Below are 23,435 nucleotides of genomic sequence, written 5' to 3'. Positions count from 1 at the left end.
GGAAACCAACCATATTTTACCATGAAGGAGGCCTTTTTTGACCCCACGCTAGAAGCTCTACGGAACCCCCGGCGTAGCCGAGGGTTTTCGAAGACCATAATAAAAGGAGATGGCTGTCAGCCATCTCCTTCTCTACCATCTACACCTTTTTACTAAGCTCGAATAATCCTGTTGCAGCTAGCCCGCTTATGCCTCCAGCCCAAATTCGGATCATGAGCTCTGTATCCAAGAATGTAGCCGATGCACCGATACCGATTCCGATTAAAACGGAGATTAATGGTAAGAATTTTCTCTTCACGATTTTTGAAGTTTTAATCGCCTGGACAAGTGCTGCAGTGACTGGAGCAATGATGGTTGCCATAGTTAGAACTTCTATCATGTTACCACCTCCTGTATACGCGTACATCAGACAGTCAACAATGAAAGTTTTTCCATAACTTTCCATACATTTTACGTAGCGTCGACATAAATTGACCCTACTCTTGTCTAATATAGTTATTAAACTGTCCTTCTGCCCTTCATATGGCTTTAACCTTGAATGCTCCAAAAAATACACGTAAAATGGATATAAAGAAAACAAATAGATATAATAGTCTATTAATACACGAGTTCATTTATTCGAACACTTACCAAAAGGAGTTATTAAATGGAAAATCAAAATAGATTGAATGCACTACAGAATTATTTACAAAAAGAAAATATTGAATTAGCAATGATTACAGATCCAACGAATGTTTTTTATTACACTGGTTTTCTTTCCGAACCACATGAAAGATTCCTTGCGTTAGTCCGTGATGGAAAAAGTGATCAATGGATACTATTCGTACCAGCATTGGATAAAGATATGGCCGCAGAAAGCTCGATTATCGAGAATATCATCCCAATTTCAGATGAACAGAATCCATTCGAAGTATTACAGCAACATACGAGTAGTGGCGTTGTAAAAGTTGGACTAGAGAAGAAAGCCGTTAATGTGTTTCGCTACGAAGCATTTCAACAGATTTTCCCAGAAGCTGCTTTTACGGATGTTCAGCCTTTCATCGATTCAGCTCGAAAGAAGAAGTCTCGTTCTGAAGTTGAGAAAATGCAGCTTGCCATCGATATAATTGAAAAAGTACTGGAAGAAGGAATTAAAAAAGTTAAAGTTGGAATGACCGAGTCTGAGCTTGTTGGAGAGCTGGAATTATTGATGAGAAAATTTGGTGCTGACGGTCCATCCTTCTCGACGATTGTTCTTGCTGGTGAAAAGTCGGCATTACCGCATGGTACACCAGGAGATAGAACCATTAATCATGGAGACTTCCTTCTGATTGATTTCGGTGTCATAAAGGATGGATATTGCTCCGATATTACAAGGACGTTTGTGATTGGTGAAGCATCTGAGAAACAAAAAGAAATTTACAACATCGTACTCCAATCTACAAATACAGGAATTGACGCAGTTCAAGCAGGAGTTCCACTTAAGAACTTTGACATTCCTGCCCGTAAAGTGATCCAAGATAGTGGATATGGCGAGTATTTCAACAACCGTATCGGTCACGGTCTTGGAATGAACGTCCATGAGGAACCGTCTGTACATGAGAAGAATGAAGATATCGCTGAGCCTGGTCTCTTATTCACCATCGAACCGGGTATTTATATACCAGGGTTTGGTGGCGTAAGAATTGAAGATAATGTGTATATTAATGAAGATGGAAAAGCTGAAGTTCTGACATCGTTCCCGAAAAAATTAATGATTCTTTAAAGGAGACAAACAATGGACACACTTGTTGAAAGCATAACCGTTCACTGTGCCGAGAATTGCGGAAACGCTCCAAAAAAATTGTTGCTTAAAGATTACACCATCAGTCTTGCTAAAAATGAAATAGAGTTCTGTCTGGATCAGCTTCATGAACAGATCAGTTGGGACATTATCGGTCAAAAACAGTTAAAAGGAATAGACGAAGTTAAATTTGAACTTGAGCAGATGAATGTAAATCATGTTAAAACTCTGCAGATTGACAATATCATTACGCATGGAAATTCTGCTTCTGTAAACGGCATGTTTTCATATCAGCAAGGCCAATCTTATGCTTTTTGTGATGTTTATCAATTCACTGGATTTAGTAAAACCGCCAAAATTAAAAAAATCAGTTCCTATCTTGTCCAGCTCACTTCTAGTGATGGATAAGGTTAAGGAATGCGCCGGTCACAAACGACTGGCGCATTTTTTTGATTCTACTATATATTCATCTTATACGAGCAGCTTCACGAAGTTGCCGTTTCAGGATTTTTCCGCTGGCATTGCGTGGCAGTTCCTCGACAATTTCAACCCGCTTCGGTACTTTGAAGTTAGCCAGATTATCCTTTACATGTTGAATGATCTCGTCTGGGGTTATCGGGCTTTTCACAACGACAAATACTGCTACTGCTTCGATCCACTTTTCATCAGGAACCCCAACAGCTGCGACTTCAGCGACTTGAGGCAGTTTGTAAATGCAGTCCTCGATTTCACGGGAAGCGACGAGTACACCTCCTGTATTAATGACATCCTTCACTCTATCAATTACCTCGATGTAACCATCCTCATCCTGTTTCACAAGATCTCCAGAATGGAACCAACCTCCGGAAAAAGCTTCAGCAGTCGCTTCAGGTTTGTTCCAGTATCCAAGACATAATTGTGGCGAACGATAGACAATTTCACCCAGTTCACCCGGTGGCACACGATTTCCCTCGGAATCCACTACTTGAGCCTCGACAAACAATAATGGTCTCCCTGCAGATCCAGGGTGTTCCGCATGTTCTTCAGGGCGCAGAACGGTACATGCAGGACCCATCTCGGATTGTCCAAACACATTATAGAAACCTAGTTCAGGCAGATGATTTTGCAGCCTTTCCAGAATCGGTCCAGGCATAATCGAAGCACCGTAGTAAGCCTTTCGCAGCTTTCCAAGATTCCAAGCAGTCAATTCCGGATGATTCGCCAACGACACCCAAACAGTCGGTGCGGCGAAAAAGGATGTAATCTCATCTTCTTCCATCGTCTTAAGGACAACATCAGGTATTGGTGCTGGTAGGACTTTATTCCATCCACCGACAAGCAATGCCGGCAACATAAACACATGCATCTGTGCCGAGTGGTACAAAGGTAGACTATGAAGTGCCCGATCTGACTCCTTAATATCCAAGCCTTGAATACAGCTCATATAGTGGTACATTAACGCTCGGTGAGTCATAATTGCACCTTTTGGCGCCGATGTGGTACCTGATGTATAAAGCAGTTGAGCGACATCTGTATCATCGACATCAAATTCATCTCTCTCCATAGGATGATGCTCTTCACTAAGGGCCCAAGTTAGTATTTCTTCTTCAAATTGCAACACCCTGCGGTGGCTGTTGGCTGACGTCCGTTTAATTTCATCGGTAAGTTCCCGATCGGCGATGATGAGCACAGGATCAGAATCAGTCAGAATATAGTCAAGTTCTCCTGCCTTCAATTGGAAATTCACAGGAACATGAATGGCTCCTATCTTTACTGCAGCGAAGAATAACAATACATATAAATCGGAGTTCCTCCCGTATGCAGCGATGCGATCCCCTTTTTCCACTCCCTGTTCCTGTAATCCAAGCGATATCAAAGTGATTGCCTTGTCCAGTTCCTGGTAACTCCATTCCCTCTCATCAAATACAATTGCTGTCCGGTGTGGTATCCGTGCTGCGGTACGGTGGACGGCTTCAGCTATTGTGCTGCTTCTCATGATTACACCAGTCCTTTCTCCATCTTCAACTCCTAGATTCATCGCCAAATTTTCTAAAAATAAATTATTATAGCAATATTTATTTTATATTTTAATTTACTCGTACTAGTCTGTCAATTAGTAAAAATTCATTATCAGGACTCTCTTCTCCTTGCAACCACGCCGTTTAATCGTTTTATGTATTGGGTAGATATTTTATTACACCCCAAATTTACTACAATAGTGGAGGAGAAAAGATGAAAACAAAAGAACAGAGTCTACTAACCAAGGAAGACTTCCATACCCGCAACGACTTACCCGAATGGTTATATAAGGAATATCAAACGTTTCATCAAACCGTTACAGATAAAACATTTCCATGTTTTTTCGGTATGCGCGGCGAGCTTAAAGGAGAACTGCGCTATGCATACGTAACACAAGATGATTGGAGTAACTTACCCTCCGCTTTAATAAATTTCCTGAAGCTATTTCAAGAACCCGATGCCAAACGCCATGGATTATTTGTATTTGTCGAGCCATTGGATACAGAAGGACAACTGGATGATTATCGGAAGCAATTTTGGGAGATTCTCCAATACTTGCACAATGTTGATGAGGTGAGCTGGCCTGAAGACTCGCCACGTGATCCTGACCATTATCTATGGGATTTTCATTTTCACGGTGAGCCGATTTTCGTATTTGGAAATGCACCAGCATATAAAAAACGAAAAACTAGGGATTTAGGCAATGCAATGGTACTTGGCTTCCAGCCGCGAAGAATCTTTAAAGGGTTGGAAGGTACAGAGCGGACAGGAGTGATGTCCAGAGAGCAAGTCCGCAAACGGGTAGAGATGTGGGATCAGTTGCCAAAGCATCCTGACATCGGGCATTACGGAGACCCGACTCATCATGAATGGAAGCAGTTTTTTATCGGGGATGATATTGAGCCGATTAAAGGGAAATGTCCGTTTCACCATAAAGAACAGGAATAACAATTAACCCTCCGGCTTTTCTAGCAGCTGGAGGGTTGTTTTATCTATCTTATAATCAAATGAAAATCAAAATGCACCAGATCCACCGCCACCTCCGCCAACACCTGTACCTGTGCCCGAATATGACGTACTACCACTTCCTGATTCAGCATATGTTTGGGTTGCCGCTCCGAAATTCAAGTGTGCTGTAGTGGAAAGTGCTAACATTAAAAATAATAGTTCGTCGGACTCTTCTTGATCATCCTTCTGATTATTAATTAAAAACCGATTTTTCTCGGCCAATTTCTTATCATTGATTCCTGTCGTGAAGATAAGCGCACGCTCTTTGTCATCATCTGACAACGTGTACCAGCTACTGGATTCCAGTCCGCTGAAATGATTCTTAAAATGGTCCCATTCTTGCTTAATGATTTGTCCTTTCACTGTTCTGGTCTTGAATATAAAAGCAAATGTAAGTAAGACGACCATTAAAGCTAAACTGATGAAAAGCCACATGTATAATTCATAGATTCCAAGTACAATCATCAATGGTATGAATAACAGGCTTACTACTCCTGTAAACCAACGAAGTTTCGCATGTTGATTGAACAATTGATGAGATTTGACTTCCTGCATAATCAAACCTTGATACTTGGCTAATTCGGTACGAAACATTTGCTGATTACTGGAGCTTTTCAACAATGATTCCAGTTGTTCGAATGAAAACGTTCCTTTTTCAGCCAACTTTCTAAACAAGAGATGAATCAGCTGACCCTCATGTTTATGCTCTGTTTGCTTGTTGATTAGATGATAGGTGTCATCACCACGTATTTCAATATTCCCTTTCCTTACTAAATCCATCATTCCGATGGTCAGCAAGTCACCTAAACCAGTCGTAAAATGACGGAAATAATAAATCGTCGCTGGCATACTCATCACTTCTTTAGGTACTATCGATCTGGCCGGAGTTTGCCGCTCCGCCTCCAAAAGAGTCGCCTGTCTTTTCCTCCAAGCATAAAAAAGTAATAGTAGGAAATATAGACTGAGCACACTAATGACTATTATGGCTACATTTTCCCAATTCTTCTGTGCATTTAAAAAGTCTGCTTCTTTATCTGCTAGTTCTTGTTGTTCATGCAAAAGTTTATCACGGATGGTTTCGTTATGCGTAACGGAGGCAGCAGAAAATATGTCTCTGTCATAAGCAACACGAATATTCCCCTTTTCTCCACCCTCTACTAATCCCATTTCAAAAATAACGACTCCATCATTTTCAATCTTTTCCGTTCCGTATGCCGAATGATATCCATAAGCGATGACGTCGCTCGTTGTCTTTGGCGGGTGGACGGTTATCGTCATATTTTCGTAATCTGTTTCATTATTTGAATCAAAAAACGGCCAATAAAATTGTGCCATATCCTCGTACACTTCAACGCCATTTTCAATAATATAGCTAAGTTCAATCGTTATCGTCTCATCTTCACCAGGCCGGTGAATGATATAAGTTGCATCTTCCTTTTCCACTTCAAGCTGCTTCCCATTTTCTTGGGCATTAAAATCGGTAATAGCAGCCCCTTTCTTAGGTATTAAACCGCGCGTTATCCCATTAAAATCTCCGTCAAATTCGTATGTGTGAAGTTCCGTTACGTGCACCATACCGTTCTCTTGCAAAAATGCATCAATTTTCGTTTCTTCTATACTAAAGTCTACAGCAAAAGCATGGACAGGAAGTAGAAAGCACCCAATAAAAGCTAGTAGTAATAGTAGAGTATATTTTTTCATCACGATCCCTCACTTTCCTATAGTCTATATACGGATCAGACAGGTAAAAAGTTTCATTCGATGGATTAGAGAATTTTTTCCAGTCAGCAATTCCACATATAAAAAAGGGCCCTCCACAACTAGAAAGCCCCCTTTTGATTCTGTTTATGAGATTGTTGTCCCATTCTCAACAGGTTGATCTGGCTTCAACAACACGACATCTCCCTCTTCCGGGACGCCTCCGATCACCAATACTTCCGATTTGAACCCTGCGATTCTTCTCGGCGGGAAGTTTACTACTGCGACCACTTGATTGCCGATTAATTGTTCAGGTTTGTACCTATTTGTAATTTGTGCCGAGGATTGTTTGATACCAATTTCACCAAAATCAATCTCCAACTTGATTGCAGGCTTCCTTGCCTCCGGAAAAGGCTCTGCTTTAATGACTGTACCAATTCGAATATCCAACTTCATAAAATCTTCAATCGTTGCCATCATGATACCTCCATTACTAAATTACTTTTCAGTCTATCCTTTCTATCTATCATTATAACAAGATGGTTTATCATATTCCCTATATTCCATAAGAATTTGTAGACATAGACGATTTACTTCATAAAAAAGATGCAACTCCGAAAATTTTCTTAAAAAAAATATCAAAATAAGTATTAAAAATTCGAAAAAGAGGAATAGAGTATGTTGAAGGATGGAGAGACTTCATAAACAAAAATGGAGAGCAATACATATCACCGCCGCGTACTTATTTATTGAGCTTTTATTCTACCAATACTACACTGTAATGAAGATAACCAACAAACGTACAGAAGGGATTAATTACACTAATGATTACATTTAAAAATGTTTCCAAGCAATATGACGAAACAATTGCTGTCAACGCATTAAACTTCACCATTGAAAAAGGCGAATTTTTTGTGCTGATCGGCCCCAGTGGATGCGGCAAGACAACTACGTTAAAAATGATCAACCGCCTCATTCCTTTGACTAATGGAGCAATCACCATCAACGAGAAAAAAATAAGTGAATATCAAATTGATGAACTGCGCTGGAATATCGGATACGTCCTGCAGCAGATCGCTCTATTTCCACATATGACAATTGAAGAAAATATCGCGATTGTTCCGGAATTGAAACAATGGAGCAAAGAAAAAATTCATCATCGGGTAACTGAATTGTTGGATATGGTTGGATTGGACCCTGATACATATCGGAATCGAAAGCCTAATGAGCTTTCAGGCGGTGAGCAACAACGAGTTGGTGTCATACGTGCTTTAGCTGCCGACCCAGAAATCATTTTAATGGACGAACCATTCAGTGCCCTCGACCCGCTCAGTCGTGAAAAACTGCAGGAAGATATCATTCATCTCCAACAATCGATCAAGAAAACAATCGTATTTGTCACACACGATATGAAAGAAGCAGTGAAACTTGCTGATCGGATTGCATTAATGAACCAAGGGGAAATTATCCAGCTAGGTACACCTGAGGAATTGATCAACCATCCGACCAATGACTTTGTCAGGGATTTTGTGGGCAATAGCGCACATGCGAATTTTGATTTTAACCTAGATAAGTATACGCAGCCTCTGAATCATACGGAACCTGGGACAGCTTCCATCTCTGCCACAGCAACGATGGAGGAAGTTTTAGCGAAACTAACCGAACATGTCGAAATAATCGTTGAAAAAAATGGAGTTCCAGTTGGTAAGGTTGACAGACAAATTATGATTCAATATTTCTCCCAACATGTAAATAAAGGGGGAAATGGCCGTGAATAATCTGATACAGGAGTTGCAAAATCGAAAGCAAGACCTCTTTCAAGCATTGATAGAGCATATTGAAATATCGTTCATCGCCCTATTTTTCGCAGTACTCATTGCTGTGCCTCTGGGAATCTATCTTACGAAAAAAGAGAAACTCTCAGAAAGTATCATCGGCATCACTGCAGTTTTACAGACCATTCCTTCATTGGCATTATTAGGTCTATTAATTCCTTTACTGGGGATCGGTAAAGTACCAGCAATCATTGCATTAGTGATTTATGCGCTGCTTCCTATCCTCCGCAACACCTACACGGGTATTAAGGAAGTCGATGCGTCTTTAATTGAGGCTGCTATGGCTATGGGAATGAATGCTAGGAAAAGACTGTGGAAAGTAGAACTCCCCCTTGCAATGCCAGTAATTATGGCAGGGATACGGACAGCGATGGTACTCATTATCGGAACAGCAACCCTTGCAGCTTTAATCGGGGCTGGTGGATTAGGGGATATCATCTTACTTGGAATTGATCGTAATAATTCAGCACTCATTTTGCTCGGAGCTATACCTGCAGCGCTATTGGCTATTCTTTTTGATGTGATATTACGGGGAATGCAAAAACTTTCTTACAAGAAAACTCTTGTCGCTACAGCAACCATTGTTGTTATAACGATTGGAATATCAGTCATTCCGAACTTATTCAATAGTAATCAGGACACCATCGTCATTGGCGGGAAGTTGGGATCCGAACCGGAGATCTTGATTAATATGTACAAAATTTTAATTGAGGACGAGACAGATTTACAAGTTGAACTAGAACCTAGTCTTGGTAAAACAACTTTTCTGTTTAATGCACTTGAATCTGAAAGCATAGATATTTATCCAGAGTTTACTGGAACAATTGTTACACAATTTTTAGAAGAAACCTCACTTAGTACGGATAGACAAGAAGTCTATGAACAAGCGAAAGACGGACTACTCGAAAGATATGACCTCGTTCTATTGGAACCGATGGAATTCAATAATACGTATGCATTGGCTGTATCACAATCCTTTGTTGAGGAGCACAATGTAGAAAAGATTTCCGATCTGCATGGTCTAGAAGAAGAAGTCAAAGCTGGATTCACTTTGGAATTTACCGATCGGCAAGACGGATATCTCGGTATTCAAGATTTATATGAATTGGAATTTCCAAATCTTGTAACGATGGAGCCGAAATTACGTTATACGGCAATCGAACAGGATGATATTAATCTATTGGATGCCTACTCCACGGATAGTGAGCTCAGACGTTATAATCTTACCGTATTAGAAGACGACCTTGAATTATTCCCACCGTATCAAGGCGCTCCGCTTTTAAGGAAGGAAACGCTCGAGGAATATCCAGAACTGGAGGGAATTTTAAATCAATTAGCCGGTAAAATCACGGATGATCAAATGCGGGAAATGAATTATCAAGTAGCTATCGAAGGAAAAAGTGCAGAGGATGTCGCTCGACAGTTTCTGGAGAATGAAGGGATTAGATAATTAGAGTCTCTTGTAAAAATGATAAAAGAAAGGCTTAGAATTTGAATTCTAAGCCTTTTCTTATATACGTTTTTCAGAAGTCCTCTCTTACGATGTCCTCAAAATTTTCTCCATCGCTTTTCCTTTTGCCAGTTCGTCAATCAACTTGTCCATGTAGCGTATTTCCTTCATTAGTGGGTCTTCAATTTCCTCCACTCGAACACCACAAATCACACCTGTAATCAACGACCGGGATGGATTCAACTTTGGAGCTTGAGCGAAGAAGTCTTCAAAATTTGTTTTCTTTTCTATTTCCGTTTCCAGCTCTTCTTGACTATATCCGGTCAACCAACGGATGATTTCATCGACTTCTTCTTTCGTACGGCCTTTTTTCTCCGCCTTCGTAATATAGTGAGGATATACACTTGCAAAACTCATCGTATAAATTCTATGCTTTGCCATGTTATCCCCTCCTCGTCTCTTCCAATACGTCCGCATGTTGACGTTCAAACTCATCCAATAATGCACGCACTTCATCTGTAGTTTCTGTGCTCATCAATTCATGTCTTAGCACGCTAGCGCCGCGAATACCACGGACATAAATTTTGAAAAAGCGTCGTAGTGGTTTGAATGGACGATCTTCCATTGCGGAATACTTGTCAAATAGATCCAAGTGCAATCTTAACAAATCAAGCAGTTCTTTACTGGTGTGCTCTTTCTTTTCTTTTTCAAAAGCAAATGGATTTTTGAAAATTCCACGGCCAATCATAATGCCATCCACACCATACTTTTCAGCAAGTTCCAAACCAGTTTGTCGATCTGGAATATCCCCATTAATCGTAAGTAAGGTATCCGGAGCTATCTCGTCCCGCAGTTTCTTGATTTCCGGGATGAGTTCCCAGTGTGCTGGATAGTTACTCATTTCCTTCTTCGTACGTAGATGGATGGAAAGATTCACGATATCCTGTTTCAACACATGTGTCAGCCAGTCGCGCCACTCGTCAACTTGAGTATAGCCGAGGCGTGTCTTTACACTAACTGGTAATCCTCCCGCTTTTGCAGCTTGGATAAGCTCAGCGGCAACTTCCGGACGGCGTATAAGGCCACATCCTTTTCCTTTGCCTGCCACATTAGGGACAGGACAACCCATGTTAATATCTAAACCTTTAAAGCCTTCTTCTGCCATCCCGATGCTCATTTGCTTGAAATGTTCCGGCTCGTCTCCCCATATATGGGCGACAATCGGTTGTTCATCCTCTGTATAAGTCAAACGACCACGTACACTCATTTTCCCCTCTGGATGACAATAGCTCACTGAATTGGTGAATTCCGTGAAAAACACATCTGGTCTGGCCGCTTCACTCACGACATGACGGAAGACAACATCAGTCACATCCTCCATCGGCGCCAGGATAAAAAACGGTCGTGGTAATTCACGCCAAAAATTCTCTTTCATCTATATTCAATCCTCTCATTAGCAATACAAGGAAAAACTAAAATAAAAGCAAAGATTTTTTTGCTCCTTTACACTTATATCACAATTAGGTCTTATTTATCAAACGGATTGGGTTGATTATGGACTACAGCTTTCTCTATCTCTTGGGCATATTCAATAAGTTCTTTTCTTGAGTCTACATACTGCGAGATCGAGCTGAAATGCTTTTCCCGGAAATTCACAAAAACACTTCTCAGTTCGTTATTAATATGCACATCATCGAGATAAACTTGAATTTCTTCTTCATCCAAATCATAAATTTTCCCGCTAAAATAAATTTTGTATGCCTCATCATCCGCTAAGGGTTTCCCGTTATTCGCATTGTAGTGTCTAATATAATCACTCGTTTTGACATCGAGTAACTCTGCATTTTTCCTAACTTCCAAATATTTATTTTTAAATGCATGGAGCAATGCTGCGAGTTCTTTGTTATGGTAGGCATATCTTTCCATCAAGTCGAGAGGATGGTCTTGTAAAATCTCAATAATTTCCTCCACAAAGAGGGGCTGAGAGTACATCACGTGAGATACACGAAACGCATCTCCACGATAATTCACAAAATACAATTTCTCTTTCAAGATGGATATTTCTCTCTCATAGTGATGCTTAAGTAATATTTTCTCTCTTCTTAATTGAAATCCCCAAAGGATTAAACCAACAATGACACCAGTAATAATACCGGAGAGTATTTCTGCACTGAAGAAACTCAATTTCATTCCCCCCTTTATCATGAGCTACCATCATTATACTGAATACAGAGTCCTCGCGCGCGTTCTCCTCCTCTTCTCTTTTATTTATCTTTCTCTTTATATATAGTAAAGTTTTGGGTCAAGTTCAGGGTCAAGTATGTTGTCAATATTTCCATTGATGAGTCAAGTGATAGATCAAGGATTACTCGGAATTCTATTCATGAAGGGGTCAAGTTCACGGATAGAAAATGCCATGAAAAAATAGGCAAACCACTGTAAAGTTCACAGCAATTCACCTTCCATTAATTAGTAACCCAAATTTTTTTCATAACTTGCCCCCCTTCTCACTACTATAATCGAGATTCACTCGAGTTTGGGGGTGAAATTTATTCTAATTTATAAATATCCGTTAAAGCTCCATTTTGCTAAATGGCAAAAACAGTTTAATTCCTCTTCTATTCGCTGGAAAAATGCGCATATCGGCAATTAAATGACTTGCATACCCAAAAGTGCAAGCATAAAACAGTAGATCATTACTCATATCCACTGCAAAAAGATGCGCGATATAAGCAAAGAATACTAAACCAATTAAAGAATGCGTGTACGATCGGTGCGATGATAAAGCGGCTCCGACAATATAAATTCCGATCAATAACAACCATAATTTGCTTAAGAAGAACCCTAGAACCCCAACACCAATCCCAGTAAGGATCAGCATAATCTTTTGAGAAAGTTTTTGGGCAAAAAATACAATCGCTCCTCCGATGACGAATCCAAGCCATTTTTCATTCTGACCAACTTGGACTAACGAAAGAACCATCATTAATAATCCGATAATCGTTGCAACACTTTTAAGCATTTTATCTGACAGTGATATTTTCTTTGCCAGCTTACCTCCTATATCTAAATCCGGTATTAAAGCTGATACCGTCCCAGCACTTACTAAAACTAATGTTGTCATTGGATCTGCTCCATACACATTAGCGATTACAAATCCTGTTCCAGCGCCGATTGCGCTGTGTGCTACTCCGTTCACTTCATACGCTCCTTTAACCTTTCATTCTCTATGTCATACACAAATCTATTAACCAACTAATTCTACTTCTTCCAAATTTTATTGTAAAGTATGAAACCTAGGGTTAGAGTTTGTCGTACTACTTAACACTGAACGAATATTAAAATGAGGTGTGGAATTGAAACGACGATTATCTTTCCTTTTATTATTATTCATGGCGCTTTTCTTAGCTGCGTGCCAAAATGAGGAGCCTGTATATTTCACAGATGCACAACTAGAAACTGTTTTACGGGAAGAAATCAACAAACCAGAAGGTGAATTATTTGTAGAGGATTTTGAAGAACTAACGGAGCTTGATTTATCTGGAATAGAAATCAGCGATTTAGAAGGTCTTGAGCTTCTACATCAACTAGAAATTATCCATCTAACAGAGACGGCGATTCCTGATCTATCCCCATTAACCGAGCTAGAGGCTCTAGAGGAAATTTTCATTTCTGAAGATATCGGAGACGAACAGCAGGCAACGATTGAACAATTGATCGATGCTGATATTGCCGTTCACTGGGTGGAGCCAGAAATCGTCGGTAGTCCCGATGGCCCTGGTGGATTTTTATGGAAAGTGGAAAATGATGATACAACGGTTTATCTACAAGGAACGATTCATGTAGGAACGGAAGATTTATTCCCTATGCACGAAACGATCGAAAATGCGTATAAAGAAGCTGACATCATCGTTCCAGAAATTGATTTGAACAACCTGAATCCGATTGAAATGCAAAATATCATGATGGAGCTTGGAACATTCCAAGATGGGACGACGATTGAAGATCATCTATCCGAAGAATCGTATGAAGCGTTAGATGCATTCTTCACCGAGCAAGGTATTCCACTAGGCCTCATGAAAACCTATCAACCATGGTTGTTATCTTCGTTCGTGCAACAATTGCTGCTGGAAGAATTAGGCTACACGGAAGGAGTGGATGAATATTTCTTATCGAGGGCGGAAAAGGATGGAAAGGAAATCATCGCCCTTGAAACAGCAGAAGAACAATTTCATGTATTGGCTAGTGCTTCCCTGCAGTATCAAATTCAAATGTTAGAAGAATCATTAGTCCGTTCAGAAGAATTTAATGAAAGTATGCAAGAATTACTTCAAGCGTATATGGAAGGCGATGCCGACAAAATGCTGGAAGATGCATTAGCCGAGGAAGCACAGATGACTGAAGAAGACGAAGCATTCATGGAAGCATTAAACGATAACCGAAATTATAATATGGCCGAACAAATTGTGGGATTCCTCGAGCAGGATGATGGCCAAACCTATTTCGTCATTGTAGGAGCACTTCACTATATTTTAGAGCCTCATATCATTTCCATTTTGAAAGATGAAGGATATGTAGTAGAACACATTCATTGATCACCGATACAAAAGTTTATTTAAAAAATCAAAAGACCTTCCTCTAGGAAGGTCTTTTCGTATACAACCTAGTTGACGGTAGCAGGCTTGCGCTCGATTGTGACTTTCTTACGTTCGATCGCGGCCTAACTTTAGACTCCTCATTGAACGTGAAATTTTCTTGCGTTTGATTGTAGCGTAAATTTAGGACCTTCATCAAATGTGAGACTTTCTTACGTTTGATTGCGGCCTTACTTTAGGCTCCTCTTCAAACGTGAGACTCTCTTACGTTTGATTGCGGACTTACTCTAGGCTCCTCTTCAAACGTGAGACTCTCTTACGTTTGCTTGCGGCCTTACTTTAGGCTCCTCTTCAAACGTGAGACTCTCTTACGTTTGCTTGCGGCCTTACTTTAGGCTCCTCTTCAAACGTGAGACTCTCTTACGTTTGATTGCGACCTAACTCTAGGCTCCTCTTCAAACGTGAGACTTTCTTACGTTTGCTTGCGGACTAACTCTAGGCTCCTCTTCAAATGTGAGACTTTCTTACGTTTGATTGCGGCTTACTTTAGGCTCCTCTTCAAACGTGAGACTCTCTTACGTTTGATTGCGACCTAACTCTAGGCTCCTCTTCAAACGTGAGACTCTCTTACGTTTGCTTGCGGACTAACTTTAGTTTGCTAATCAATCATGAACAGATTTCACTTTCCCAACTAAGCGATAATACGTTTTTTTCCTAGATAATATCATCTTTTACCAGACCATTTATGCAACGTCTCATGATTTTTAAGTTTCCATAGTTTTCCTGGCCAAAATGACAATCTGCCGATGACAGTAGTTAGTGCTGGTACAAGCAATGGTCTTACTACGAATGTATCGAGCAGAATACCGATTGCCGTAATTGTCCCAAAGTGGACAAGGACATCTAATGGCATGGTTGCAAGGACAGCAAACGTTCCCGCTAAGATGAGTCCTGCAGAACTGATTACCCCACCAGTTACAGAAACACTGTTTGCAATTGCATCTTTCAATGGCATAGACTTACGGTTATCCCATAGATTCGACACTAGGAAAATATTATAGTCAATTCCAAGTGCAACTAAAAATACAAAGGAGTAAAGCGGAATCGTCCCCTGGATGGCGGATACGTCAAAGAAATAATGAAGAACGATCCAACCAAGTCCGAGGGCTGATGCGTAAGATAAAATGACCGTAAACAATAGGTATACCATCGCAACGATAGAACGTAGGAAAATAACAAGCATCACTGCAAGTATCAATAGAAGTACAGGCATAATAACGTTTTGATCTCGACTAGTTGCCTGGTCAGTATCATAGAGCCCTGCCGTCTCCCCGCCTATCCAGACTTGATCCTCTGCATCAGTCACATCCACAGCTGCTAATGCCTCTGCCGCAATTTCTTTAAAATCAGGAATACTCTCTACTGCATCTGCAGAATATGGATCAATGGAAAGCGTCACTTCCCATTTCTTAATATCACTGTTTTCCGAACCTTCTTCTGCATCCGATACAATCTCAGCAAATGGATGTTCTTCAAGTTCAACTTTTAAATCCACTTCTTCCCCATTCGAATCAACAATGACCTCTAGTGGTGCAATTTCCCCTGGCGGGTAATGTTCAGAAATGAGGGTGAAACCTTCCCTAGACGGCATATCTTCCGGGAATGAATCAAGCAAGGCGTACGTGTATTGGATTTTCGGCACGAACGCAGCTAATCCACCAAGGATCACTAAAGTGACAAGAATAACAGTCCACGGTTTTTTCGTGACCAAACTGCCTATTTTATTACCAAATTTATTCGTTGTTTTTGGACGACGTAGTTTCTTCCCTTTTTTCTCTTCCATTTCTTGAATCATTTCCTCAGGTCGGGGTACAAAAGGAATAAAGGCGAATCGACCAAGTAACGCCAAAATGGCCGGGAGAACACTAAGCGCTGCAATTCCCATGATAAAAATGGATAAACTGAAAGGAACAGCAAAACGATAGTATGATGCATAAATTCCAAGCGCAAGTGACAATAGACCAATTACTGTTGAAGAAGAACTCATCATAATTGCGCCACCTACACCACTCATCGCATTTTTCAGCGCGACATATTTATCTCTTTCATGGCGTAATTCATCTCGATAACGGGAAATCAAGAATAAACAGTAATCTGTCCCAGCACCAAATAACAATACAGTCATAATTGAAATCGCCTGTGCATCTACTTCAATCCAACCCTTACTTGCCAAGAAACCGAGTAGTGGACTGATGACACCATAAGCGATACCCACTGCAACAAGTGGTACCAGAGCTAGAATCGGTGAACGGTATAAAATAATTAGTAATGCAAATACAATAACAACTGTAGCAATCAATAATGCAATATCTGCGTTGCTGAATAAAGAAACGGTATCTGTCTGAATTCCAACTGGTCCGGAAAAACGAAGATGAAGACCTGATTCATCCAAGTCCTTTTCTGTAATCTCTTCTCCAGCCTGTTCTTCAATCAGTGCACGTAAATCCTCCAAGATGACACTATATTCATCCGTTGTTGTTCCACCTTCAAAAAAGATTGGAGTAGTTAGAGCTTCTCCATCTTCTGAAGCACTCCCGAACAACGCTTCAACTGGCATTTGGTGAAATGGCGGTATCGTCTGTTGCTTATCAAGTGGTTCATTCTCTAAATCTTGATAAAGCTCCTGAATGAGCTCAAAATCTTCCATCTCCAACCCATCATCACGATGCCATACAAGCAGCAATGGAGTTCCCGAGCCGTCGGCAAATTCCTTAGCTGCGATTTTTGACGCTTCAACCGACATCATATCATCGGGGAGCAACTGTTGATCTGTTGTCTCTTCCTCATTCACTTGTGGCCAAATGAAGGATACAGCTACTATTAAGATGATCCATATAAAAATCGTAAGCCAGCGTGTTTTTAGACCGGCAACAAAGCCACCCCAGCGCTTAAGTAAATTTTTCACAATTCCATTCCTCTCTACTTAAAAAATAAGTACTCAATAATTATATATACCCGACAGTTAATTAATCAAGCATAAAATTCATATGTTATAATTATTTTACATTAATATTTTGGAGATGGATGAACGATGAAGAAAAAGCAACGTGCATTAGGCCGTCCACGTAAGGAACAAGGAGCGATGGCAACGGAAGAAATAATATTGCATACAGCTACTGGTCTATTTTTAGAAAAAGGTTTTCAGCATGTATCAATGGATGACGTAGCCAAAAAATGCAATGTCACAAAAGCAACTGTTTATTATTACTATAAAACGAAAACAGATCTCTTTATGGATAGTATGATTAAACTTATGGTTCGTATTCGAGAGAGATCCTCTGCGATCTTGTCTACTGACGAACCCTTAAAAACACAATTATTCCAATTTGCAAGTGCACACTTGAAAGCTACTGTTGATATAGATATTAATACATTCATGAAGGAAGCCAAAATTACGCTATCACAAGAGCAAATGGAAGAAATGAAAAAAGCCGAAGATGCGCTATACAATGAACTGGAATCCGCTCTAACCAGATCCATGGAGCGGGGAGAAATCCGAAAATGCAACCCACGGCTTGCGACGCTGGTTTTTGTAAATTTATTGACCGTCAAAAATTCAATGGATGAAAGCTATCAAAATTCATTTGATTCTGTGGAAGATTTAGCAAAGGAATTAGTTGATTTTTATTGGAATGGATTAGCGGGAGGAAATTGAAAAAGGCTACAATCCATGCATATAAAATAATGAAATTGCAACACTATTACTGGAGGTGTGGCAATTGTCCAAGAATAAAGGTAAAAAAGCAAGATCAAGTGTAAATCCACAAGGCCATTCAGAGGATGTGGCTGATCAACAGCCTAAATCACAATTGGAACAGCGTGCAAAGAAAAGAAACACTAAAATTTAATGAAGAAATAGATTGCCCCCTTTTGGATACAGAATGTTGTATCATCCCGTTTTCAAAAGGGGGCATACTTTCCGAATAGCATATTAAACATGGTACGGAAAGTCGATATCGATCTTTTAAATCAAAAAGAGCCATTCCCAAGAATGACTCCAGAGACTATTATAGAAAAAACACCGCAATGAATGTCATAATTGTCAAACCGATAATGACTGGGAAGAAGTTTTTACGGACCAAGTCCATGACAGACACTCCACAGAAACCGGCAATGGCGATTAGTGACGACCATGCAATAATTGTTCCGCCACCTGTCCAGATTGCTCCCATTTGTCCAATTGCAGCTAATGTGGACGCATCAATGGAAGCTGTTTCCAAGGAAGCTGCCAGAGCACCGGTAAGAGGTAATCCTGAGAATCCCGATCCATCCAGCCCTGTGATGATACCAATTACCAGTATACTTAACCCTGCAAGTAAAGCACTCTGCGGTAAGAATTCTTGAGTGGCCGTGACCAAATCGAATAATAGCGCGGGTCCTTCTTCTACCCCTAGTATCTTGCCGGAAAGCTCAGGACTTCCTAAGAAGAAAAAGCCTGCAATCGGAATAACCGGCCCCATTGCTTTAAAAGCAAACACAAATCCTTCTGTAATATGATTACTAATGTAATCTAAGGCATGATGCCTTCCAAAAGCAACTGTCGACAACAATAATAGAATTACTGCTACACCGCCAACAAAGGCTGCACCATCTCCCCCGACCAGATCACCACTTTGAGCAAACAGCTTATTGTACATCATATAAATAACGACGATAAGGAGAGATAAAGGAACTAATATTGCAAAGATTTTACTCCAAGTGGTCAGATGAGCAGTTCTCACTTTATTTGTAGACTCTTCCGTAGTCTGCAGTGTTTTCAGATCCTTTTCGTTCAACGGATCATCTTTAGAACGGATGGATTTCCTGTTCAATAAGTAAGCTAAGAGAATCGCTACTCCACCAGAAATCCACGACATGACAAACGCTTTATCAGCTATAGACTCGACATCTACCCCAGCAGCAGGAGCAGACAAACTTGGTGCCACTTGCACAATATAATCTGAGGATAGTGCCATCCCCTGTCCAGCGAGTGCAATGGCAACTGCAGCAGTCATTGCAGGCAATCCAGCTCGGATGGCTGCTGGAACAAGTAATGCACAGATTAATGGAACAGCAGGTGTCGGCCAAAAAAACAATGAAATAATATAAGTGACTGCTACTAATACGAAAAACGAAATATGGCCATTCACCATCAGTTTCTGGATAGGTTGAATCATCCTTCGATCCGCACCTAAATCACGTAAAGAATGCAGGAGAGCCAGCATGAACGTAATGATTAAAAATATACTGAACAACTCTTGCGCAGCAACTAAATTCGCATGGAAGATCGACGTAAATCCACCAACGACACTCCCCTTATATACCCACGCGATAATAAAGGTTCCGAGTAAAGTCGGTAAAACCACACCTTTCCGGAAAATCATTGTCATTATAATCAACAAAGTAAACAAGCCATAGAGTAAATGAGCAATGGTCAGTTCCAAACGTACACTTCCTCTCCTTGAACATGCTATAGCCTATGCTGGGACAAGGTGAAACGCTACATGGAACTGGTGTTGAAATCAAATAAATTTAATCTCAATTTAGGTTTATTCCCACTTACAAATTCATAATTAAATGTATGTGACAAAAGCTTACGTTTGATTAGAACTTGATAATTCTACTTCTTATCGAACGAGAGAACAGCTTATGTTCGATTAAACATTATAATTCTGCCTCTAATCAAACGTGAGAACGGCTTACGTTCGATTAGACATCATAATTCTACTTCTAAGCGAACGAGAGAATGGCTTACGTTCGATTAGACTACTTCTAAGCGAACGAGAGAACGGCTTACGTTCGATTAGACATCATAATTCTACTTCTAATCGGACGCGAGAAAGGCTTACGTTCGATTAGTCATCATAATTCTACTTCTAATCGGACGCGAGAAAGGCTTACGTTCGATTAGTCATCATAATTCACCCTCTAATAGAACGTGAGAACAGCTTACGTTCGATTAGACATCATAATTCTACCTCTAATCAAATGTGAGAATGTCTTACATTCGATTAGCCTTAATAATTCTCCCCCTAACCGAACGTGACAACATCTTACGTTTGTTTAGCCATTACAATTCACCCCCCTAATCGAACGCGAGAATATCTTACATGACGTCTCTCCTATAACTTTACCGTTTGAGGTAATGAAAAAGCCTCTCACATCTCCTTCAGATATCGTATATACATAAAAAGGACGAATTCGCTAAGAATTCGTCCAGTAAACAATTTCATCTTTCATTTTTCTAACTCCGATTCAGCTCATCAGAGTACTTCATTTCAACCCTTTGGACAATGATAGTCTACCTTTATTTCCTCTATCAAGCTGCTTTTCCTAATCATTTCCAAACAGGTTGGTAAGCACCTTCGAACTCTTCCAAAACAAATTCTGCTACTTCATCAGAGTAGTAGTAACTTTTTAGTTTTTCGATTACCGGGTCATTCAAATTCTCCTCGCGAACAACCAATTGGTTCACATATGGAGAATCCGAAGACTCCGTAAAAAGTGAATCCTTCAATGGATCCAAGCCATTTTCAAGTGCATAATTACCGTTGATCACAGCCAAATCCACTTCATCAAGCATCTTTGGAAGCTGTGCTGCATCGAGTTCAATAAATTCCAGATTCAAATCATTCGTTACAATATCAAGCGGTGTTGCATTTTCCCTTGTTTCCTCATCGAGTTCAATCAAGCCAGCTTCTTCAAAAATTATAAGTGCTCTCGCTCCATTTGTCGGGTCGTTTGGAATACCAACCTTCGCATTTTCAGGTGTATCGTTAATATCATTTAATGTATTAGAGTAGACACCAATCGCACTTAACGTTGTTGGGAATGCTGCTACTAGATTCGTTCCATGGTCCTCATTAAATTGCTCCATAAATGGCTTATGTTGATAACTATTGACATCCAACTCTCCTTCAGCAAGTGCAGTATTTGGGATAATATAATCTGTGAATGATACGATTTCAATCTCCAACCCATCTTCTGCGGCAATTTCCTTCACCACTTCAAACACTTGCTCATGCGGACCAGCTGTTACACCTACAACCAACTTGTCCTCACTCAACGCATTGCTATTTTCTTCGGTAGTCCCATTTGTCTCCGCTGCTGCTTCGTTATCCGTTTCCTCATCCCCGCTTCCACATGCAACAAGTAATAGGACGAGTAGAAGTGAAGCAAGTAATAGTAATCTTTTCTTCATTTGTATTTCCCCCTGTTTTATATTCTTTCATTTTCCACAAAAAAAGTATGCCTTTCACTTCTGAAAGACATACCGATACAAATTATTCAGCTTATCTTTCAGAATGAAAATCCATTCTGTAGGAATTGGCACCTACCTAACATTATGTTAGGGGTTGCTGGACGTCATTGGGCCTAGTCCCTCGGTCACTCTTGATAAGTTCCATTTATTTAGTTTTTTGCAAAAAATTACTCTGCTTGCTATTATAGAGCATTTCGATTATTTGTCAAACTATTATATCTTTTTTCGCTTTTCATGATAAAAATCACAAATAGGTAAATAGAATCAGAATGTTAAATCAGATTTACATCCAACTGTTGCAGTAGCCATTTCGGGACAACTAGCCGTGCGGTTTTCTGAGGGTTCACAATTTGGCAAACTTCTAACTGGGCATTCATACTCATCAGCATCGTCACTTCACTGATCGGGCGGCCTGATTTCTGAGCAATGCGTTCAATCATTAATGTAGTCGCAAGCTTTGCTGCCTGGTCTAAAGTTTCACCTGAAGCAATTTGTGTGAATACTTCATCATTTTCTAGCATGGGCTGTACAATTTCTTCTCCTTTGATTACATCCAGCGTTACAGTAACTTCCCCTGCAATTTCGACTCCGGAACCACTTACTTCACCATCTCCCATTGCAGCATGAAGATCACCTAAAGCAAATAATGCACCTTCTGCAGCAACTGGGAAATATAAGGTTGCTCCTTCCTTAACCATCTTGTTGTCCATGTTTCCACCATGAGCACCTGGAGTACCGGAATTCACTCCTTCCCCTTCTGGAGCAACACCAATTACACCAACCATTGTATTCAATGGGGCTTCCACACCATTAAAATGAACTTTACCATCTTTGATTTCCATGATTTTCGCTTCCATTTTTTCAATGGAATCACCCATTACACCTAATTCAGGTACGACTGCCATTACACCTTGATCATTAACATCAATTTTTTCAATCTTAACTTTTAAGATATCCCCTGGCTCTGCACCTTCTATGAACACCGGACCTGTTGCCGGATTAATCCGGTTCCAGTCAATTCTCTCAATTACAGTATCTTCTGTTTGGATTTGGTCTTCAAAACAATCATAAGTCTCAATTGTTAAGGTGGTTCCTGGTGCTACTGTTTTTGTAGGTTTATTCTCCTTGTTGAATTCATATATGATGCCTGTGTCTTTATTGAGCTTTGTGATAACTGTTGCCATTTACTCTCCTCCTGTGTATACGGTTAATGCTACTTAAAGATTTATATAGTATTCTATCAAATTTTCAGATTATATGCACTTTCTTCGCATTTCCAAAACTTGTACTCTAGTTTATCCTGAATTCAACTGTCAGTGTATGAAATCCCATTTCTCGGTTATACTTTTACAAGTCAAACTGAAGCTTGATAGGAGGAATAGTCTTGGAATTTCCAACGATTCACACAAACATTTTGGATGGCGTTCTTGCAGTACCAGCAGTTTTAATATTGACGCAGTGTTTTAAATTGTTTCCGATACCAAGACAATATTTTCCTACAATCGCAAGTATCTTAGGCTTTTTAATATCTATCCTTATTAGTCATCGTGGAGATTTATGGGCTGGAGTTTTTATGGGGGCATTTTATGGATCTGCTGCAATAGGTACATATTCCTCCTTAAAAACTGCTTGGTGCGCATATAAACAAAAAAAAGCGAAAAAGAGGAAGAAGCCCAGACTCCAAATAGACTAACACAATAAAATGAGACAATAAAAAACACCTTCGAAATGGTATAATCAAACCAATACTAATTCGGAGGTGTTTTTGCGTGGGCAAAAACGTTTATTC

The 23,435-nt window shown here is 40.1% G+C and carries 21 protein-coding genes and 1 riboswitch; of the genes, 9 read left to right on the top strand and 12 right to left on the bottom strand.

The genetic code is table 11. The features are described 5' to 3' along the window. Nucleotides 1-139: 139 nt before the first annotated feature. The gene (locus tag ACFSBH_RS05560; RefSeq protein WP_251516714.1) at nucleotides 140-379 is read right to left on the bottom strand and encodes a holin; all 240 of its coding nucleotides are present in this window, start codon (nucleotides 377-379) and stop codon (nucleotides 140-142) included. A 267-nt stretch (nucleotides 380-646) separates the two neighbouring features. On the opposite strand from ACFSBH_RS05560, the gene ACFSBH_RS05555 reads away from it, so the two are divergent. Next, nucleotides 647-1,744: a M24 family metallopeptidase gene (locus ACFSBH_RS05555; RefSeq protein ID WP_251516712.1), complete on the top strand. Its 1,098-nt coding sequence runs from the start codon at nucleotides 647-649 to the stop codon at nucleotides 1,742-1,744. A 12-nt stretch (nucleotides 1,745-1,756) separates the two neighbouring features. After that, a complete protein-coding gene (locus ACFSBH_RS05550) occupies nucleotides 1,757-2,170 on the top strand; it encodes a hypothetical protein (RefSeq protein ID WP_251516711.1) in 414 nt (137 codons plus the stop codon). Nucleotides 2,171-2,228: 58 nt separating this feature from the next. Here the strand turns inward: ACFSBH_RS05550 and ACFSBH_RS05545 are convergent, their stop codons facing one another. Next, a complete protein-coding gene (locus tag ACFSBH_RS05545; RefSeq protein ID WP_251516709.1) occupies nucleotides 2,229-3,779 on the bottom strand; it encodes a fatty acyl-CoA synthetase in 1,551 nt (516 codons plus the stop codon). 194 nt (nucleotides 3,780-3,973) lie between these two features. Between ACFSBH_RS05545 and ACFSBH_RS05540 the strand changes: the two genes are divergently transcribed. Continuing rightward, entirely contained in the window at nucleotides 3,974-4,708 is a 735-nt protein-coding gene (locus tag ACFSBH_RS05540) for a YqcI/YcgG family protein (RefSeq protein WP_251516707.1), read from the top strand. A gap of 66 nt (nucleotides 4,709-4,774) precedes the next feature. On the opposite strand, the gene ACFSBH_RS05535 is transcribed toward ACFSBH_RS05540, so the two are convergent. Next, nucleotides 4,775-6,469 (bottom strand): DUF2207 domain-containing protein, encoded by a 1,695-nt coding sequence (locus ACFSBH_RS05535; RefSeq protein ID WP_379596448.1) that lies wholly within the window; start codon nucleotides 6,467-6,469, stop codon nucleotides 4,775-4,777. 144 nt (nucleotides 6,470-6,613) lie between these two features. Next, a complete protein-coding gene (csaA, locus tag ACFSBH_RS05530; protein WP_251516702.1) occupies nucleotides 6,614-6,943 on the bottom strand; it encodes a chaperone CsaA in 330 nt (109 codons plus the stop codon). Between the two features lie 347 nt (nucleotides 6,944-7,290). Between csaA and ACFSBH_RS05525 the strand changes: the two genes are divergently transcribed. Then, entirely contained in the window at nucleotides 7,291-8,244 is a 954-nt protein-coding gene (locus ACFSBH_RS05525; protein ID WP_251516700.1) for an ABC transporter ATP-binding protein, read from the top strand. Then, a complete protein-coding gene (locus ACFSBH_RS05520) occupies nucleotides 8,237-9,751 on the top strand; it encodes an ABC transporter permease/substrate-binding protein (protein ID WP_251516698.1) in 1,515 nt (504 codons plus the stop codon). Before ACFSBH_RS05525 ends, ACFSBH_RS05520 begins: the two co-directional genes overlap by 8 nt. Nucleotides 9,752-9,838: 87 nt before the next feature. On the opposite strand, the gene ACFSBH_RS05515 is transcribed toward ACFSBH_RS05520, so the two are convergent. The 4 genes from ACFSBH_RS05515 to ACFSBH_RS05500 form a co-directional block, all read right to left on the bottom strand. Continuing rightward, a complete protein-coding gene (locus ACFSBH_RS05515; RefSeq protein ID WP_251516697.1) occupies nucleotides 9,839-10,192 on the bottom strand; it encodes a DUF2200 domain-containing protein in 354 nt (117 codons plus the stop codon). 1 nt (nucleotide 10,193) lies between these two features. After that, nucleotides 10,194-11,186: a tRNA dihydrouridine synthase gene (locus tag ACFSBH_RS05510; RefSeq protein WP_251516695.1), complete on the bottom strand. Its 993-nt coding sequence runs from the start codon at nucleotides 11,184-11,186 to the stop codon at nucleotides 10,194-10,196. A 92-nt stretch (nucleotides 11,187-11,278) separates the two neighbouring features. After that, complete coding sequence (locus tag ACFSBH_RS05505) at nucleotides 11,279-11,935, bottom strand: hypothetical protein (RefSeq protein ID WP_251516693.1); 657 nt, start codon at nucleotides 11,933-11,935, stop codon at nucleotides 11,279-11,281. 388 nt (nucleotides 11,936-12,323) lie between these two features. After that, nucleotides 12,324-12,950, bottom strand: a complete 627-nt coding sequence (locus tag ACFSBH_RS05500; RefSeq protein WP_251516690.1) for a metal-dependent hydrolase — start codon at nucleotides 12,948-12,950, stop codon at nucleotides 12,324-12,326. 157 nt (nucleotides 12,951-13,107) lie between these two features. On the opposite strand from ACFSBH_RS05500, the gene ACFSBH_RS05495 reads away from it, so the two are divergent. Next, a complete protein-coding gene (locus ACFSBH_RS05495) occupies nucleotides 13,108-14,346 on the top strand; it encodes a TraB/GumN family protein (protein WP_251516688.1) in 1,239 nt (412 codons plus the stop codon). Nucleotides 14,347-15,070: 724 nt separating this feature from the next. On the opposite strand, the gene ACFSBH_RS05490 is transcribed toward ACFSBH_RS05495, so the two are convergent. After that, nucleotides 15,071-17,314 (bottom strand): MMPL family transporter, encoded by a 2,244-nt coding sequence (locus ACFSBH_RS05490; protein WP_251516743.1) that lies wholly within the window; start codon nucleotides 17,312-17,314, stop codon nucleotides 15,071-15,073. 123 nt (nucleotides 17,315-17,437) lie between these two features. On the opposite strand from ACFSBH_RS05490, the gene ACFSBH_RS05485 reads away from it, so the two are divergent. Continuing rightward, nucleotides 17,438-18,061, top strand: a complete 624-nt coding sequence (locus tag ACFSBH_RS05485; protein ID WP_251516686.1) for a TetR/AcrR family transcriptional regulator — start codon at nucleotides 17,438-17,440, stop codon at nucleotides 18,059-18,061. Nucleotides 18,062-18,125: 64 nt separating this feature from the next. Then, complete coding sequence (sspL, locus tag ACFSBH_RS05480; protein ID WP_251516679.1) at nucleotides 18,126-18,254, top strand: small, acid-soluble spore protein L; 129 nt, start codon at nucleotides 18,126-18,128, stop codon at nucleotides 18,252-18,254. 159 nt (nucleotides 18,255-18,413) lie between these two features. On the opposite strand, the gene ACFSBH_RS05475 is transcribed toward sspL, so the two are convergent. From ACFSBH_RS05475 to ACFSBH_RS05465, 3 genes are all read right to left on the bottom strand, one after another. Further along, nucleotides 18,414-19,829, bottom strand: a complete 1,416-nt coding sequence (locus ACFSBH_RS05475; RefSeq protein ID WP_379596443.1) for a hypothetical protein — start codon at nucleotides 19,827-19,829, stop codon at nucleotides 18,414-18,416. Between the two features lie 893 nt (nucleotides 19,830-20,722). Beyond that, nucleotides 20,723-21,586 (bottom strand): MetQ/NlpA family ABC transporter substrate-binding protein, encoded by an 864-nt coding sequence (locus tag ACFSBH_RS05470; protein ID WP_379596441.1) that lies wholly within the window; start codon nucleotides 21,584-21,586, stop codon nucleotides 20,723-20,725. Between the two features lie 88 nt (nucleotides 21,587-21,674). Beyond that, nucleotides 21,675-21,787, bottom strand: a riboswitch (SAM riboswitch). A gap of 131 nt (nucleotides 21,788-21,918) precedes the next feature. After that, nucleotides 21,919-22,830 (bottom strand): acetamidase/formamidase family protein, encoded by a 912-nt coding sequence (locus ACFSBH_RS05465; protein WP_379596439.1) that lies wholly within the window; start codon nucleotides 22,828-22,830, stop codon nucleotides 21,919-21,921. 200 nt (nucleotides 22,831-23,030) lie between these two features. Between ACFSBH_RS05465 and ACFSBH_RS05460 the strand changes: the two genes are divergently transcribed. Then, the gene (locus ACFSBH_RS05460) at nucleotides 23,031-23,339 is read left to right on the top strand and encodes a hypothetical protein (protein WP_379596437.1); all 309 of its coding nucleotides are present in this window, start codon (nucleotides 23,031-23,033) and stop codon (nucleotides 23,337-23,339) included. Nucleotides 23,340-23,435: the final 96 nt, after the last annotated feature.

This window comes from Oceanobacillus luteolus, assembly GCF_042678205.1.
Classification (GTDB): Bacteria; Bacillota; Bacilli; order Bacillales; family Amphibacillaceae; genus Oceanobacillus; species Oceanobacillus luteolus.
The sequence above is the reverse complement of the archived record's forward strand: the minus strand, read 5'-3'. Positions and strand labels throughout refer to the sequence as shown.